Raw genomic sequence first — 16,779 nt, 5'->3', positions numbered from 1 at the left:
CCGCGATCCGGCCGCTCCGGCAGCGGTGCTTTCCAGTGAAAAAGCGCTCTCCGGCGAAAGAGCCCGGACCCCGCACCTGCTAGCGTTCGAGCCCGGACGGCGGATGGTGGACGACGGAGGTTTGCGGTGGCGGACAGCGGCGCGGAGCGGGCCTTCATCGGGTCGTTCACCTCGGAGGGCGGGCGCGGGATCGTCCTGGCCGCGCTGGATCCGGACTCCGGGGCGCTGACCGCCACCGGTGTCGTCGAGGCCGTCGACCCGTCCTACCTCGCCCTCGGGCTCGCCGCCGGCGGCCCGGTGCTCTACGCCGTCTCCGAGACGGAGCCGGGCGCCGTCACCGCCCACGACATCGCCGCCCCGGTGCCCCGCCCGCTCGGCGCCCCCGTCCCGGTGGACGGGGACCACCCCACCCACCTGAGCCTCAGCCGGGGCCACCTGCTGACGGCCAACTACGGCTCCGGCAGCGTCAGCGTGCTGCCGCTCGCCGACGACGGCACGCCGCGGCCCCCGGCCACCGTGCTGCGCCACCGGGGCAGCGGGCCGCACCCGGACCGCCAACGGGCCCCGCACGCCCACCAGGTGCTCCCCGACCCGTCGGGGCGCTGGGTGCTCGCCGTCGACCTCGGCACCGACGCGGTGCGGGTCCTCGCCCTGGACCCGGCGACGGGGGCGCTCACCGTGCACGCGGAGACCGCGCTGCCGCCCGGCACCGGGCCGCGGCACCTCGCCTTCCACCCCTCCGGCCGGCACGCGTACGTGCTCGGCGAGCTGCGCCCCGTCGTGACGGTCTGCCGCTGGGACGCGGCGGCCGGGGCGCTCGAACCGGTCGCGGAGGTCCCGCTGTTCCCGGACGGCGTCGAGGGCCCGGTCTCGCCGTCGGCCCCGGTGGTCTCCCCCGACGGCCGGTTCCTGTGGGCGGCCGAGCGCGGCACCGACACCATCGTGGTGCTCGCCCTCGACGCGACGGGCGAGCGGGCGCACGTGGTCACCTCGGTGCCCTGCGGGGGCCGCTGGCCGCGCGACCTGGTGCTCGGCCCGACCGGCACCCGGCTGTACGCGGCGAACCAGCACTCCGGCGACGTCACCTGGTTCGACCTGGACACCGCCACCGGTGTCCCCCGCCGGGCGGGCTCGCTGGCCGTCCCGGCGGCGTCCACCGTCCTGTTCGCCTGACGCGCGGGCCCCGGGCCGGGGAAGCGGCCCGGGGCCCGGTGCGGGCGCGGCGGGATCAGCCGTCGCTCTCCGGCGAGGGCAGGTAGGCGCCGGGCACGTCGTCCGGCGCGAGGATCGTGCTCTCCCCCGGGTACGGCGCGGTCCAGTTGTGCGTCTGGTACCAGACCAGGTGCTCCATCTGCGCCGGGTTGGCGTGGTCGGCCACGGCGTTCGGGCCGGTCAGCCGCTGGTGCGACTTCCAGGCCTCCCACCGGTCCACGACCGGCTGCTGCGCGGCCGGCGGCGCGGTCGTGACCGGCGCCGCCGCCCGGAGGTCCTGCTCCCCGGGGACGTCGAGGCCGCAGGAGGGCGGCGTCTTGAGGCCGTCGGTCAGCGAGGTGCGGTTGGGCACCGCGGTGAACGGCGTGTAGTCCGGCCGGTCGGTGAAGGCCCCGGTCATCGGGCTGGCCGCACTGTCCTTCTGGTTCATCGGGTGGATGCCGAGGATCTGCTCGATGGTGCGGACCATCGTGATCTGCGAGTAGTAGCGGCTGTCCACGGCCCCGTGCTGCGCCCAGGGGCTGATGATCTGGATCGGGGCGCGGTGGCCGTCCACGTGGTCGAGGCCCGCCTGGGAGTCGTCCTCGACGACGAAGATCGCCGAGTCCTTCCAGTACGGGCTGTGGGTGATCTCGTCGACGATCCGCCCGGTCGCCAGGTCGTTGTCGGCGACCTGCGCGGCCGGGCTGGCCGGGCCGCCGGTGTGGTCGCTGGACAGCCAGAGCATGTTGAGGTTCGCCGGGCCGTTCCGCTCGAAGTCCTGCTTCCAGACCTGGTAGCGGTACAGGTCCGGCACGTCGGTGTCGAACCTCGGGAAGCCGGGCACCGAGACGCTGTTGAGCGAGGGGATCGGCGAGGAGGACTTGAGGGCGTAGGCGCTGCCCTGCCCGGTCGCGTCCATGGTCCTGGCGTCGCAGTACAGGTTCTGCCAGGTGGCGTCGGCGGGCTTGTCCAGGAACTGGTGGAACTCGCCGAAGTCGCGCACGGTCTTCCCCGCCGCCTGCGCGCCCGTCCACAGGAAGCCCGAGCGCTGGTGGCCCAGGGCGTCGTCCTCGGTGTCGTAGCTGCGCTCGTACTCGCCGGCCGAGGACTCGGTGTACTCCGGGTTGTCCGCCTGCATCAGCCAGTTGTGGCCCTCGGCGGAGTTGGTGCCGATGTCGTAGGTGTTGTCGTAGAGCCCGAACTGCTCGGCCAGGGCGTGCTGGTTGGGTGTCACGGCGGCGCCGAACTGGGCCAGCTTCGGGTCGCCGTCGCCCTCGGCGACGTCGCCGAAGACCTGGTCGTAGGTCCGGTTCTCCTTGACGATCAGGAAGACGTGCTTGATCGGCGACGGGTCGCCGATCCGCTTCGGCACCACCTCCTCCTTCGCCTTGTGGCCGTTCGCGAGCTTGACCGCGTTGTTCGTCCAGCCGTTCTGCTGGAACACCTTGGCGGTCTGCGCGCGGATCACCTTGTCGCTCGGCAGCGTGAACCGGGTGAGGCTGGAGGTGGTGTCGTGGGTCTTGTGGGCGCCGGTGCTGTTGGGCCGCCGGGCGTCGATGCCACGGGTGTTGGAGACGATCACCTCCGAGCCGACGGTGGCGACCTCCGCCGGGAAGTAGTCGGTGGGCAGCAGGCCGACGTAGCTCACCGGCTCCTGCGCGCCGGCGAAGCGGTAGACGGCCACGGCGTTGGCCCGGCCGAGGGTGACCAGCAGCCGGCCGTCCTCGGTGAGCGTCACCGCGGTGGGCTCGTAGCCGACGGAGGCCTCCGGCCACGGCTTGGTGGAGACGGTCTGGACGACCTTGTCGTGCGCGGTGTCGATCACCGACACCTCGTCGCTCGCGGTGTCGGCGACGAACAGCACCCCGTTCTTCGCGTACAGCGCGGTCGGGTGCAGGCCGACGGCGATGGTGCCGACGGCGGCGGCCGGGTCGGCGAGGTCGATCACACTGACCGTGCCGGTGGTGGTGGCGGCGGTCGCCGGGTCGGCCGGGACCTGGGTGCCGTAGGAGTTGATCGTGGTGTCCCCGGCGGTGGCCGCGCGCCCGCCCTCGTTCGAGACGTACAGCTTCCCGCCGACCCGGACGACGCCGCGCGGTGCGTTGCCGACCGTCCAGCTCCGCTGGACCGCGCCGGTCGCCGCGTCGATCGCGACCACCCGGTTCTGCCCGTTGACGGCGGCGTACACCGTCGAGCCGTCGGCGGAGAACACCGCCCCGGAGGCCAGCGCGTGCTTCTCCCCGTCCGCCGGGATCCTCACCGCCACCGGGGCGGCGAGGGTGCCGTCGGGCTGCACGGTGAACCGGGTGTAGCCGTCCAGCTGGCCCAGCCACAGCTGCTTGCCGTCCGGCGAGTAGACCGGGGACTCCTGGCCGACCGAGCCGTTGGGGATGCGCAGTTCGTCCGCCTTGTTGGTGCCGACGCGCTGCTTCACCTTGCCGGTCTTCAGGTCCACCACGACCAGCGCCGCGTCGCCGTCGGTGACGGCGGCGGCCAGGTGGGCGCCGTCCGGGCTGACCGTGGAGCCCATGATCTTGCCGTTGTCCAGGACCTGACGGCTGCCGTACGGGGCGAGGTACTGGTCGCTGGAGATCACCAGCCCGTTCCCAGTGGTCTGGCCGACCTGGTCCTCGTCGAACTGGTGGGTGCTCGCGAAGGCCGTGCCGGTGGCCACGGCCACCGCCGTGACACAGGCGGTGGCGAGTGCGGCCTTGCGGCCCACCCTGCGGCCGAGGAGGACCACGTGGGCGTTCCGGCTGCGTCGACGACGCGTTACCTGCATGGCGTCAGCCCTTCGTTGAGTTCGTCGTGCTGGTGGGGGAAGCGAGCAGTGCGACCTGGCCGTCGAACTGCCAGAGCGGGTTCGGCGCGTCCCCGGTCGGGGTGCGCACCAGGAAGTAGCCGTTCACTTCCTTCGGGCCGTCGCCGTCGGCCGTCAGCCGTCCGTCCGAGGCCACGTCGAGCTGGTAGACCGCCGTCCCGGGCGCGTCCGTGCCGGGCAGGTGCCAGGTGACCACGCAGCGCCAGTCGTTGCCCGGGCCCTCCGGCTCGACCTGGCCGTCGCCCCGCCGGCAGTCCGCGGTGGCCCGCAGGTCGGCCTCGGTCACGGCGGGGCGGTGCAGCTGCTCGGTCTGCAGCCGGTACAGGTGCGCGAACACGGTGGCGACCTCCTGCTGCACCTTCGCCTGCGTGATCCCCGAGCCGCTGGAGGGGGTGGCCACCGCGAGCGCGCCGGTGGTCAGCGCGAGCAGCCCGGCCAGCGGCAGCACCCCGGCGAGGAGCGTGCGGCGCCCCACCCCGTCCTCGCTGCCGGTGGTGAAGTCCCGCCGGACGAAGAGCAGGTAGGCCGCCGCGGTGGCGGCCGCCGCCCAGAGCAGGGCGACCGCGACGGCGATCAGCGGCTCGTCGAGCCGGCCCGGGTCGGCGAACAGCCCGTTCCAGGCGACGAAGGCGTACCCGGGCAGGGCGAGGCGCAGCGCCACCGGAAGCGGCAGCAGCTGGGCGAGCTGCATCGCGACCGCCGCCAGCGCGGGGACCAGCAGCCCCATCGGCGAGCGGCCCAGCAGGACGGAGCCGAGCAGTCCGAGCGCCGCCAGGGCCAGGGTCGGCGCCAGCGCGCACGCCCAGGCCAGCAGGACGCTCACGGCCGCGTCCGACGGCACCAGCAGGTGTCCGTCCACGCCGACCAGCGGCTCGTCGCCGACCGCCGCCAGCCCGCCGACGGTGCTCGACGCCGCCAGGCCGGCCGTCAGCAGCACGATCACGGTGGCGCCGGCCAGCGCCTTCGCCGCGAAGATCCGCCGCGGCGAGCGGACCGTCACCAGCAGGTGCCGCCAGGTCCCGAGCCGGTCCTCGGCGGCGAACACGTCGCCCGCGACCACCGAGGTCAGCAGGGGCAGCGCCCACGAACCGGCGAAGCCGAGGACCACCAGCGGCCCGGCCCAGCCCGTGGCGTGCATCCAGCGGCCGAACAGGGTGTCGGAGGGCAGCGTCCCCTGCTGGGCGACGGCGGCCGTGAACAGGCCCGGCGCGCTCCAGCAGGCCAGCACCAGCAGCCTGATCCGCCACTGGGAGAGCAGCTTGACCAGCTCGAAGCGGTACACCCGGCCCACCGGCACCGGGCGCTCCCCGGGGGCGACGCCGGCGGCGGCCGCCGCGCGTCCGGCCGTGACCGTGCTCGTGCGCCCGCCCCGCTCGATGACTCCCTCGCCGCGCTCGCTCATCGTCCGTCCTCCTGTTGCTCGGTCAGGGCGAGGAACGCCGCCTCCAGGGGCGGGACCACCGGGGCGACCTCGCGCACCCGGACGTCCGCCCGCACCAGCGCCGCGACCAGCTCCTCGACGGCCGGGCCCGGCGCGCGCACCACCAGTGCCCCGGCCGCGCGTCCCGTCCCGGCCTCCGCCGCGACCCGCACCCCGGCGACCCGGGCGGCCACCCGCCGGGCGGCGGCCGGATCGGAGGTGAGCAGCCGGTGGTCGAGCGCGCGGTCGTCCGCGGCCAGCTCGCCGAGCGGGCCGGAGAAGCGGACCCGTCCGGTCGCCAGGATGGTGACCTCGTCGCAGAGCGCCTCCAGGTCGTCCATCCGGTGGCTGGAGAGCACCACGGTCACGCCGTCGGCGGCGAGCCGGCGCAGCGCCCCGTGCACGTGCTGCTTGCCCGCCGGGTCCAGGCCGTTGGACGGCTCGTCGAGCACCAGCAGCCGGGGTTCGGTGAGCAGCGCCGCGGCCAGTCCGAGGCGCTGCCGCATGCCGAGCGAGAAGCCCCGCACCCGGTCGTCGGCGACGTCGCTGAGCCCGACCTCGGCCAGCACCTCGTCGATCCGGCGGGCCCGGCCGTCCTGCCCGCGCAGCGTCGCCAGCGCGGCCAGGTTCCGCCGTGCGGTCAGCGACGGGTAGAGCCCGGGCCCGTCCACGAAGCCGGCCACCCCGGGCGGCGCGGGCCAGGCCCGGCCGACGGGTCTGCCCAGCACCTCCAGGTCGCCCTCGTCGGCGGCGGCCAGTCCGAGCAGCAGCCCGAGCAGCGTGGTCTTCCCGGCGCCGTTGGGCCCGGCCAGTCCGTGGATCCGCCCGGGCGCGAGCTCCAGTCCGACGGCGTCGAGCGCGACGACGTCGCCGAAACACTTCGTCAGTGCCCGTGCGCGTACGGCAGGTTGGTTTTCCGTCATGGCTCCTTCTCGCGGTTCCCCAGGGAACCTAGGGGGTTGACCGGGCGCCGTCAGGTGCGCCCGGTTGAACTCCGGCGGAACAGCAGCGGCCCGCGCTGTGGCGGTCCTGCGAGCGTCCTGCGGGTGCACCGGGTGGAAACCTTCACATGAAAACGGATATCGTTTCGCTGGCCGGGCACGATCCGCCGGGCCCGCGCCGGACCGGTTGCGGAGCCTGGTGAACATGACAAACATGGGCGGAAGGCGAAGCCTCGAATGCGCACGGACACGGCGGGAGTCGGGATGCGAGTGGACGCCGCTCTGGCCGGGACCTGGGTGGACCGCTGGGAGCGCCAGCAGGAGCGGTACGCGGTGGAGCGCGAGGAGCGGTTCACCGTCATCGCCGACGTACTGGAACAGACCGTCGGCCACCGCGCACGGCCGCTCGTCGCGGACCTCGGCAGCGGCCCCGGCTCGCTGTCGGCACGGGTCGCGGCCCGCCTGCCGCACGCCGAGATCATCGCGGTCGACATCGACCCGCTGCTGCTCGCCCTCGGCCGCGCCCGGCACCCCCGGGTGGCGCGCTGGGTCGAGACCCTGATCGGCCGCCCCGGCTGGATCGGGGACCTCGCCCTCGACCGCCCACTGGACGCCGTGGTCTCCACCACCGCGCTGCACTACCCGCCGCCGGACGCCCTGCTCGGGATCTACCGCGACCTCGCCGGCGCGCTGCGGCCCGGCGGCGTCCTGGTCAACGGCGACCACCTCATCCCCGAGGAGCCGCCGCTCGCCGAACTCGCCCTCGCGATCGGCCGCCGCCGCGCCCAGCGCAAGGGCACCGGCGCGGCCGAGGACTGGTCCCAGTGGTGGGCCGCGGCCGGGCGGGTCCCCGAGTTCGCCGACCTGCTGACGGCCCGAGAGCGGCAGCTGCCCCCGACCGACGGCCCCGGCAACGGCCTGTCGGCCGCCCGGCACGGCGAACTGCTGCGGGAGGCCGGCTTCCGCCAGGCCGGACCGGTGTGGCAGTACGGCACCAGCTCCGTCCTGGTGGCCCTGCGCTGACCCCGCCCCAAGTGCCCATGCGGGAAGCCGGGTTCCGCATGGGCACAGTCTTTGCGAGGGCGTGACAGAAAGCGCCCTGTTGATCACCCAGGGAAACAGTTACCGTTTCCCTCGGTCGCCGACGTCCCTGCCGCGCACGCCTCACGCCGACTTCTCACGGAGAGCTGGTTTCGCATGCGGTCCTCACCGCTGTATCTCGAACCACGGTTGGAGCCCCCGCTCCGGTCCCTCCTGGCGGAACGCGACCTCCTGCACACCCTGACCGACGCGCTGGGCTCCCCCCTCAACCTGCTCCTGCCCGAACAGATCGCGGACAACCTGGCACGCTTCCGGGCCGTCTACCGCAAGCACCGCCTCACCGGCCGGATCCACTTCGCCCACAAGGCGAACCGCTCCAGCGCCCTGGCCCGCCGGCTCGCCGCCACCGACGCCGGACTGGACGTCGCCTCGCTCGCCGAACTCCAGCACGTGCTCGGGGCCGGCTGCCCGCCCGAGCGGATCATGGCGACCGGCCCGAAGAACCGCGAGTACCTCTGGCTGGCGGCCCGCACCGGCGCCACCGTCCACCTGGACTCCCGCGCCGAACTCGACGCCCTGGCCGGCCTCGTACGCGCGCACGCCCTGCCCCCGGTGCCCGTCATGCCGCGGCTGTCGGGCTTCCGGGCGCCGGGCACCACGGTGCTCACCCGGCCGAGCCGGTTCGGCACCGACGTCGCCGAACTCGACGGCCTGCTCGACGCGTTGGAGCGCCACCGGGACGCCGTCGAGACGACCGGGGTCGCCTACCACCTGGACACCACCGGCGTGCCGGAGAAGGCCGTCGCCCTGGAGACCTGCGTCACGGTGCTGAACGAGTGCCGGCGCCGGGGCCTGAACCCCCGCACCATCGACATCGGCGGCGGGTTCGGCGTCAGCTACCTGGCGGACGCCGCCCAGTGGGAGCGGTACACCAGCGAGCTGACCGACGCCGTCCTCGGCCGGCGCCCCGCCCTCACCTGGCAGGGCCACGGCTACGGGCTGCGCGCCGAGTCCGGCCGGCTGCGCGGCGCCCTCGGCCTCTACCCGGCGCACCGCCCGGTGGCCGCCGAGGCCTACCTGGACGAACTGCTCTCGACCCCGGCGCCCACGCTCGGCCGGCCGCTCGGCACGCTGCTGCTGGAGAACCTCTACGACCTGGCGGTGGAGCCCGGCCGGGCGCTGGCCGACCAGTGCGGGGCGACGCTCGCCCGCGTCCTGGAGGTCCGGCACACGCCGGCCGGCGAGCGCCTGGTACGGCTGGAGATGAACGCGCGGGACGTGGGTCTGGAGGAGCACGGGGTGCTGATGGACCCGCTGCTGGTCCCCCGCCCCGGCGCCCCGGCCGCGCCGGACGGCTCGGAGGGCCCGGACTCGCCGGACGGCCCGGTCGGGGTGTACCTGATCGGCAACCTCTGCCTGGAGACCGACCTGATCACCCGCCGGACGGTCTTCCTGCCCCGCCTCCCCGCCCCCGGCGACCTGCTCGCCTTCGCCAACACCGCGGGCTACCTGATGGACTTCAGCGCCGGCTCGGCGCTGCGCCAGCCCGTCGCGCGCAAGGTCGCCGCGTACCGGCAGGACGGCGCCTGGCGGTGGCGCCTGGACGAGCAGTACTGGCCCGTCGACGTGACGGCGGCCGCCGAACACCGGGGGGACGGACACGCATGAGGTACGACAGCATCACCGACGCCATAGGCAACACCCCGCTGGTCCGGATCGACCCGGCGGTCACCGGCCTGCGGCACATCGACCTGTACGCCAAGCTGGAACTGCTCAACCCCTTCGGCTCGGTCAAGGACCGCGCCGCCTGGAACATGACCCGCGAGGCGATCCCCGGCGCCGTCGAGCGCGGCGACACCGTCGTGGAACTGTCCAGCGGCAACACCGCCAAGGCGCTCGCGCTCATCGCCGGCCTGCACGGACTGCCGTTCAAGAGCGTCACCAACCGGATGCGGGTCCCCGAGATCAAGGACCTGCTCCTGCTGCTCGGCGCGGAGATCGAGGAGCTGCCCGGCCGCACCGAGTGCCTCGACCCGACCGACACCGACGACCCGCTCACCCGCATCCACCGGATGCTCTCCGAGGCGGAGTCCGGCTACCTGCACACCGACCAGTACTACAGCCGGCTCAACCTCGACGCCCACCTCACCGGCACCGGCCCCGAGATCGTCCGGGACCTCGACGGCCGCGCCCCGGACCACTTCATCGCCTGCGTCGGCACCGCCGGCTCCTCCACCGGCGTGGCGGCCGTGCTGCGCGCCCACGACCCGGCCGTCGACGTGCTCGGACTGGTCGCCCACAAGTCCGACTTCATCCCGGGCATCCGCACCATCGACGAGGTGCACGAGGTCGGACTGTTCGACCCCGCCACCTACGACACCATCGCGACGGTGACCGCCGACCAGGCCATCGACGGCATGCTCACCCTGGTGCGCCGCTGCGGCCTGCCGGCCGGCCCGACCGGCGGCGGCGCCTTCTTCGGCGCGCTGCGCCACCTCCGCTCCGTGGACGAGGAGTTGACACAGCGGGGCTCGGGTGAGCGCCGCACCGCCGTGTTCATCGTCTGCGACCGGGTGGAGAGCTACCTGAGCTACATCCGCAAACGGCGGCCCGAACTGTTCAACCAGCCCGCCCGGCCGAACACGGTGGCCACCGTGACACCGGCCGAACTGGCCGCCGCCCGGGTCGTCGAGGTCGACGCCGCCCGGAAGTGGATCGCCGAGGAGCGGCCGCTGGTGGTCGACCTGCGCGGACCGGCCGCGTACGCGGCGCTGCACATCGAGGGCTCGGTCAACATCGTCGACGAGCTGTTCGACGAACTCCTGCACGGCGGCCTGCCGTTCGGCACCCGGCAGCCGGTGCTGCTGGCCTGCCCGGTCGGCGAGAAGTCGGCGGTCTACGCGGCGCTGCTCACCCGGATGGGACACCTGGACGCGCGCAGCCTGGCCGGCGGCGTCATCGCCTGGCGCGACGCGGGCGCGCCGCTGGTCCGGGACTGAGCGGGGCCGGCCATGACCACCCCCGACGAAACCCTCGGCGAACTCCACGACTGGCACCGCGCGTTGCGGGACCAGTTCCCCATCGTCACCGGCCACCCCGACCAGGCGTACCTGGACAGCGCGGCCACCTCGCAGAAGCCCCGGGCGGTGCTCGACACCGTCCAGCGCTACCTGACCACCGCCAACGCCAACGCCGGCCGCGGCACCTACACCTGGGCCAACGCCACCACCGCGCTGGTCGACCGCACCCGCGCCCGGGTCGCCCGTTTCCTCGGCGACCCGGCCCCCCAGCAGCGCTCCGGCGTCCACTTCGTCAGCGGCGCGACCGAAGGGCTGCGCGCGGTGGCCCGGGACTGGCTCCCCCACCACGTGCGGGACGGCGACGAGATCATCGTGCCCTTCGCCGACCACGAGGCCAACGCGCTGCCCTGGCTGGAGGCCCGACAGCTGCTGGCCGACCGGGGCGTGCGCGTCACCGTGCGCGAACTGCCGTACGACCCCGCCTCGCAGGACTACGACCACCGGGCGCTGGCCCGGCTCGTCACCGAACGCACGGCGTTCGTCGCCGCCACCCACGTGCACCACGTGTACGGCGCCGACATGAACGTCCACCGCATCCGCGCCGCGGTCGGGCCCGAGGTGCCGATCTGCCTGGACGCCGCGCAGAGCGTCGGCCACCTGCCGGTGGACGTCGGCACCCTGGACGTCGACTTCGTGGTCTTCTCCGGGCACAAGGCGCTGGCCCTGCCCGGCACCGGCGCGGTGTGGGCCCGCAACACCCGGGGCCCGGCCTTCACCCCCGGCGGCTGGGCCGGCACGCCCAACACCGCCGGGATCGCCAGCCTGGAGGCCGCCCTGGACTGGCTCGACGCCGCCGGGCCGGACCGCATCCGACGGTGGAACAGCGCGCTGGCCGCCCGGCTCACCGACGGGCTGCGGACCCTGGCCCCGTACGAGGTCCTCGGCTGCCAGCGGAGCCTGGCCGCCGACTCCGAGGTCCAGCGGCGCGAGGGCATCGTCACCTTCCGGCACCGCGGCATCGGCTCCAACGACCTGGGCTTCATCCTCGCCAGCCACGGCCTGATGGTGCGCGCCGACGGCCACTGCCAGGCGCGGGCCGGCGAGAGCGAGAGCTCGGTGCGGGTCAGCCTGCACGTCTACAACTCCCCGGAGGAGGTCGACCTGCTGCTCTCCGTGCTGCGCGGGCTGTAGCGACCCGCGCGCCGCGCCGGGCCGTCACATCCGCTGGAGGTTGCGCACCAGACCGGTCATCTTCGGCGACGGGGCGACGTTCAACTCCCGCTGGAGGAAGGAGCGGTAGTGCTGATAGGAGCGCAGCGCACTGGCCAGGTTCCCCTCGGCGAGGTGCACCTCGACCACGATCCGGTGGGCCGTCTCCCGGACGGGGTCGATGGCGATCGCCGCCAGCGCGGTCTGGAGCGCCGACAAGTAGCGCTCGGCGTCGCAGAGTTGGTGGGCCAGGCCCTCCAGGGCGTACAGCCGCAGCTGGTCCCAGCGCTCGCGCTCCAGGGTCAGCCACTCCTCCTCCCAGCCCGGCAGCAGCTCGGCGGCGAGGTCGTCCACGATGGCGTCGCAGTTGACCGGCAACCGGTCCAACCCGGCCACGACCTGGCGTGCCGAGCGGCGCGCGTACCGCAGGTCCACCCGGACCGCCGGCGCGAGGCGCAGCCACTGCCCCGGGCTCTCCACCGGGATCGCCCGGCCGCGCAGCCTCGCGTGGTAGAGGGCGGTGCGCAGGTTCGCGGCCGCGCGGCGCTGGGTGCAGTCCGGCCAGAGCCGTTCGGCGACCGCGCCGCGCGGCACACCGCCGTCGTGCAGGGCGAGGAAGGCCAGCAGGTGCTGCGCACTCACCGGGAGGGCGATGCGGTGTCCCTCACCGGTGGCCTCGAAACCCCGCAGCAGTTCGATGCGCGGACCGTCCCACAACACACCCCCACTCTGTCGCGTCACGCCGTCACCCGCACCCGTTCGGACGCGCCCCGGTTGCGGCCCGGGCCCGTCACGGCCGTGTCCGTCCGGCCCCGGACCACCGTCGCGCCCGCGTCGCACGGACGTTGTGGCGACGTCACGCTGACGCCGCCCGGGCGTCACGGCCACCGTCGCCGACCGTCACGGCCGCGCCCCGCCGCCGGCCGTCCGACACTCCAATGGGCCGCCACCGAACGGGTGTTGAAGGAGAGGACGATCCGTCGCGGACACGCCGTCCGGTCCTCGGGCGCGCCGGTGGTCACGGCGCGTACATCGACCGGGCCGTGACGCGGCGGACGTCCCCGGCGGATCCGCCACGAGGAGGCGACGCGTCCGCGACGGCGTTCCCGCGCCGGCCGTGACGCTCCCGGGCACACCCGTGCGACGGCCGGCCCATTGACTGGCACCACCTGCTGAACGGCGGGGCGCACCCGACGTCCCGCCCGACATCGGAAGGCAATCCCCGATGAAGGCCAGATCGGTGCTGCGCGACGTCCGCGCCCCCGAGGGCGAACTCCTCGGCGACCCGGCCGTGTGCATCGCCGTCCTGGACGGCCCCGTCGACCTCTCGCACCCCTGCTTCGAGGGAGCCGACCTCACCCGGCTGGACACGCTCGTCTCCGAACCGGCCGGCACCGGGCCGATGTCGCTGCATGGCACCCACGTCGCGAGCCTGCTCTTCGGCGGGCCCGACAGCCCGGTACCCGGGATCGCCCCGCGCTGCCGCGGGCTGATCCTGCCGGTCTTCCCGGACGCGGGCGAGGGGCGGGTGCCCCAGCTCGACCTGGCCCGGGCCGTCGAACGCGCCGTGCAGGAGGGGGCGCACGTCATCAACATCAGCGGCGGCGAAGCCGGCCAGGACGTCCAGCCGGACCCCGTGCTGGAGCGGGCGCTGCGGCTGTGCGAGGAGAGCGGGGTCCTGGTGGTCGCGGCCGTCGGCAACGACGGCTGCGACTGCGCCCAGGTCCCGGCCGCCGTCCCGACGGTGCTCGCCGTCGGCGCGGCCGGGCCCGACGGCGAGCCGCTCGACCTCAGCAACTGGGGCTCCGCGTACGCCGCCCACGGCGTCCTCGCCCCCGGCAGCGACATCGAGGGCGCCGCCCCGGGCGGCGGGACCGCGGCCCTGACCGGCAGCAGCTTCGCCACACCGCTGGTGAGCGGCGTCGCCGCCCTGCTGGTCGCCGCGCGGCTCCGGGCCGGCCTCCCGCCCGACCCCCGGGCGGCCGGCCAGGCCCTGCTGCGGGGCGCGCACTCCGCACCCTGCGCACCCGCCGAGGCACCGGAGTGCCGGCGCCGGCTGACCGGCCACCTGGACGCGGCCCGGGCGTACGAGCTGATCACCCGAGGAGACCTGACGGAAGATCCGGCCCGAGCCGGGACCACGACGGACGGCGCCCGCCGCACCACCCTCTCCCCCGAGGTCGGGGTCGCCACGGCCGGCGCACCCGCACTGCTCGGGACCTCCCCTTACGACTCGCACGAGGGAGCCAGCACCATGGACACCCAGAGCGTTCCCGCCGCCACCGCAGAGGCCGTCCAGGCCGTTCAGGCCGCCCCCGCGGCCCAGGCGGTACCCGGACCAGAGGCCGTCCAGGCCTTCCAGGCCGTACCGGCCGCGCAGAGCGCACCGTACGAAGCCGTCACCCCGGCCGGAGCCCCCGCCGGGGTGACGGGCGCCATCGCCGCGGGCGCGCAGCCCGTGGGCGCCGCACCCGTCCCGCCGCCCGTGCCACTGACCGCGCCCGCCCCGGCCGCGCCCGCGCCGCCCACCGGCGCGACGGCGCTCGGCCAGGCCCCGGCGGCCCCCTGCGCGTGCCAGGGCGGCGGGCCGTCGGGGGCCGGGCTGTCACCGTCGGGCGGCGCACCGACAGGCGGCGGCGTGCGGCCCTCCTGCGCCTCCACCAACAACCGCCCGCTGGTCTTCGCGATCGGCCAGGTCGGCGTGGACTTCCAGACCGAGGCCCGCCGGGACAGCTTCCGCCAGCTGATGGACCCCGTCGAGCGGGACGTCGAGGGCCATCCGGAACAGACCAAGGAACTGCCCGCCAATCCCTACGACGCCGAGCAGTTGCACCGGTACCTGACCGCCAACCCGTGGGCCTCCGACAAGGTCACCTGGACGCTGAACCTGGAGAGCACGCCGATCTACGCGATGGAGGCCGAAGCCGCGGCCGGCATGGACTGGGCCGGCACGCCCGTCGTGGACCTCGGGGCCACGAAGGACGACGTGGAGGCGCTCATCAACGACCGCGCCAGGCTCGCGGACGTCCTGATGGCACTCGCCTCGCCCCCGCCTCCGGTGTCCACGGTCTACCGGTCGTTCCGGGACGCGTACCTCGGCCACCACCGGTTCGCCCAGGACGACGACGGCTACATCTCCCGGATCTCGGTCCCCGGCCGGCTCACCGACCGGACCGTCCGGCTGTTCTCCGGGCAGGTCGTGCCCGTCGTCGAGGTCAAGAGCCGCGGCATCTACATCTGGTACCAGAAGCAGCTGGTGGACGCCGTGGTGAAGGCCGTCCTGGGGCAGGCCGAACGGGACGCCCTGACGGTCAACGAGGCCTACATCCGCAAGACCATGGACGCGTTCCTGGACAAGGTCTACTACCAGTTCCGCAACCTCGGGCAGACCTCCGCCGACCGGGCGCTGAACTCCGCCGGCACCAACGCGTTCTCGGTCGCCGAGACCATCAGCAAGGCCATGCTGCTGGGCCAGAGCATCCCCAGCACCGCCACCGGGGGCAACGATCAGACCTCCCTCTACTGCATCGACACGATCTCCGTCACCAAGAGCCCGTACTGCCGCATGGGCTCGGACTGCCAGGACGTCAAGGTGGGCTTCTTCGACCCCGAGGACGAGCGGCACGCGCGGGTCAACATGCTGTTCACGATCGACGTCAGCGACGAGTTCCCCGTCACCCTGGCGCCCGCCCACCAGTTCCTGGAGTCCTGAGCGCACGGCACCACCGGTGCCCGCGCCGACGCAAGGACCCCACGCCATCCGTCAGGAGGAGGCGGATCATGAAACCCCCCGCACGGTTCCCCAAGCCCACGGCCAACCTCCCGGTCCTGGCCCCGCCGGTTCGTCGGGACGGCCCGGAAGAAGCAGGCCGGCAGTCCGGCGGCCCCGGCGTCGTGCCGGCCCGGTCGGCCTGTTCCAGCCTCACCGGCCCGGCCCGGAGCATGTGCTACGCCGCCCTCTGACGGTCCGTCCCCCACGGGCCCGACGAAGGACGGGCGCACCACGGCAACACGAGAAGGGATGAGCAGAAATGATCCACGAAGAATTCCGTGAGGGCCACCGGACGTGGTCCCCCACCCCGCAACTCCCGAAGCTGGCCCCGCCGGTCGACCGCACCGGTCACACCGGCGGTGCCCTGGGGCAGGCCCCGGGCGTCGAGGCCGACGCCTTCTGGGACCAGCTCGCCAACACCGCCCTGCAGGTGATCCCGAAGCTCTTCTGACACGGCACCACGCGCCGGCGACGGCTCCCGAACGGTCCGTCGCCGGCCACACCGCCCGGTGACGCCACCGCGCGGAACCAGCCACCGGAGCTCCGAACAGGAGAGGCAGAACCATGCACGAGCAGCCGCCGCCCCAGGTGCCGCCGATCGACCGCACGGTCGGCTACGAGGCCTATCTGAAGGTGGTCAAGGAAGCCGTCAGCGTGGACGACAGTCAGAACCCGGCCATGCCGCCCAGCAATGTGATCATGGGATTCAGCGGCCGGTCGCCTCGGACCTGCGCTTCGGTCGACGCCACACGCGTGGACACCGAGGACTCGGCCCCGGCTCCGGCCGCTCTCCCGACCACGCTGATCATGGACGGCCCCGGGGGACTCTACGGCCCCAGCTTCGCGGACCCGGCCCCCTGGGCCTGCGGCGGTGCCCCCACCCCCGGCTGCGTGCCGCCACCACCACCCGCCATCGGAGGCCGCCGCTGACCCCTACCAGCCATCCCGGACGGCCCCGTCCCGGAGTTCCGAGCAGCTCCGCTCCGCGCCGTCCGCCCCACGGAACCAGCGCACGAGAAGGGAAGCGCGACCATGACCATGGAAGAGTTCCACGACGAACACCGGGCGTGGACCCCCACCCCGCAGCTGCCGAGGCTCGCGCCGCCGGTCGACCGGACCGGTCACAGCGGCGGTGCCCTGGGGCAGGCTCCGGGCGTCGAGGCCGACAGCTTCTGGGACGACCTCGCCAGCGTCGCCCAGGTGGCCGCCCCGATCGCCCTGGCAGCGCTCTGACGGTGTCCTCCCCCGTGGCGGGGGGGGGGGGGGGGGGCCCCCCCCCCCCCCCCCCCCCCCCCCCCCCCCCGCCCGGGGCGGGGCCCCCCCCCCCCCCCCCCCCAAAAAAAAAAAAGGGGGGGTGTGGT

14 protein-coding genes are annotated in these 16,779 nt (G+C 74.3%); 10 read left to right on the top strand and 4 right to left on the bottom strand.

All coding sequences use genetic code 11. From position 1 onward, the window contains the following. Positions 1-126: 126 nt before the first annotated feature. Positions 127-1,173 carry a lactonase family protein gene (locus tag ACFY4B_RS38515; protein WP_387975859.1) on the top strand — a complete coding sequence of 349 codons (1,047 nt, stop codon included), beginning with the start codon at positions 127-129 and terminating at the stop codon, positions 1,171-1,173. A gap of 55 nt (positions 1,174-1,228) precedes the next feature. On the opposite strand, the gene ACFY4B_RS38510 is transcribed toward ACFY4B_RS38515, so the two are convergent. From ACFY4B_RS38510 to ACFY4B_RS38500, 3 genes are read right to left on the bottom strand one after another with little or no spacing between them, the layout of a single operon-like run. Continuing rightward, entirely contained in the window at positions 1,229-3,976 is a 2,748-nt protein-coding gene (locus ACFY4B_RS38510; protein WP_387975857.1) for an alkaline phosphatase family protein, read from the bottom strand. 4 nt (positions 3,977-3,980) lie between these two features. Then, on the bottom strand, positions 3,981-5,417 hold the full coding sequence (locus ACFY4B_RS38505) for an ABC transporter permease (RefSeq protein ID WP_387975854.1): 1,437 nt from the start codon (positions 5,415-5,417) through the stop codon (positions 3,981-3,983). After that, the gene (locus ACFY4B_RS38500) at positions 5,414-6,358 is read right to left on the bottom strand and encodes an ABC transporter ATP-binding protein (RefSeq protein WP_387975851.1); all 945 of its coding nucleotides are present in this window, start codon (positions 6,356-6,358) and stop codon (positions 5,414-5,416) included. The genes ACFY4B_RS38505 and ACFY4B_RS38500 overlap by 4 nt, the downstream gene beginning before the upstream one ends. A 282-nt stretch (positions 6,359-6,640) precedes the next feature. Here ACFY4B_RS38500 and ACFY4B_RS38495 point away from each other — a divergent pair, with 282 nt between their 5' ends. From ACFY4B_RS38495 to ACFY4B_RS38480, 4 genes are all read left to right on the top strand, one after another. Next, a complete protein-coding gene (locus tag ACFY4B_RS38495; protein WP_049656014.1) occupies positions 6,641-7,399 on the top strand; it encodes a trans-aconitate 2-methyltransferase in 759 nt (252 codons plus the stop codon). A gap of 174 nt (positions 7,400-7,573) precedes the next feature. Next, positions 7,574-9,085 (top strand): Y4yA family PLP-dependent enzyme, encoded by a 1,512-nt coding sequence (locus tag ACFY4B_RS38490; RefSeq protein WP_387975848.1) that lies wholly within the window; start codon positions 7,574-7,576, stop codon positions 9,083-9,085. After that, the gene (locus tag ACFY4B_RS38485) at positions 9,082-10,416 is read left to right on the top strand and encodes a pyridoxal-phosphate dependent enzyme (protein ID WP_380738265.1); all 1,335 of its coding nucleotides are present in this window, start codon (positions 9,082-9,084) and stop codon (positions 10,414-10,416) included. Before ACFY4B_RS38490 ends, ACFY4B_RS38485 begins: the two co-directional genes overlap by 4 nt. Before the next feature lie 12 nt (positions 10,417-10,428). Next, positions 10,429-11,628 carry an aminotransferase class V-fold PLP-dependent enzyme gene (locus ACFY4B_RS38480; RefSeq protein ID WP_387975846.1) on the top strand — a complete coding sequence of 400 codons (1,200 nt, stop codon included), beginning with the start codon at positions 10,429-10,431 and terminating at the stop codon, positions 11,626-11,628. Positions 11,629-11,652: 24 nt separating this feature from the next. On the opposite strand, the gene ACFY4B_RS38475 is transcribed toward ACFY4B_RS38480, so the two are convergent. Beyond that, complete coding sequence (locus ACFY4B_RS38475) at positions 11,653-12,387, bottom strand: BTAD domain-containing putative transcriptional regulator (protein ID WP_380779827.1); 735 nt, start codon at positions 12,385-12,387, stop codon at positions 11,653-11,655. A 484-nt stretch (positions 12,388-12,871) separates the two neighbouring features. Between ACFY4B_RS38475 and ACFY4B_RS38470 the strand changes: the two genes are divergently transcribed. The 5 genes from ACFY4B_RS38470 to ACFY4B_RS38450 all read left to right on the top strand — a co-directional run bounded on the left by ACFY4B_RS38470 (position 12,872) and on the right by ACFY4B_RS38450 (position 16,651). Beyond that, entirely contained in the window at positions 12,872-15,358 is a 2,487-nt protein-coding gene (locus tag ACFY4B_RS38470) for a S8 family serine peptidase (RefSeq protein ID WP_387975843.1), read from the top strand. A 68-nt stretch (positions 15,359-15,426) separates the two neighbouring features. Next, complete coding sequence (locus tag ACFY4B_RS38465) at positions 15,427-15,609, top strand: hypothetical protein (RefSeq protein WP_147409001.1); 183 nt, start codon at positions 15,427-15,429, stop codon at positions 15,607-15,609. A 68-nt stretch (positions 15,610-15,677) separates the two neighbouring features. Next, a complete protein-coding gene (locus ACFY4B_RS38460; protein ID WP_117486003.1) occupies positions 15,678-15,869 on the top strand; it encodes a hypothetical protein in 192 nt (63 codons plus the stop codon). A 113-nt stretch (positions 15,870-15,982) separates the two neighbouring features. Further along, positions 15,983-16,348, top strand: a complete 366-nt coding sequence (locus tag ACFY4B_RS38455) for a hypothetical protein (RefSeq protein WP_380782658.1) — start codon at positions 15,983-15,985, stop codon at positions 16,346-16,348. A 102-nt stretch (positions 16,349-16,450) separates the two neighbouring features. Beyond that, a complete protein-coding gene (locus tag ACFY4B_RS38450; RefSeq protein WP_117486007.1) occupies positions 16,451-16,651 on the top strand; it encodes a hypothetical protein in 201 nt (66 codons plus the stop codon). Positions 16,652-16,779: the final 128 nt, after the last annotated feature.

Source organism: Kitasatospora sp. NPDC001261, assembly GCF_042896795.1.
Taxonomy (GTDB): domain Bacteria; phylum Actinomycetota; class Actinomycetes; order Streptomycetales; family Streptomycetaceae; genus Kitasatospora.
Note: the sequence above shows the minus strand (reverse complement) of the source record. Positions and strands in the feature narration are given on the sequence as shown.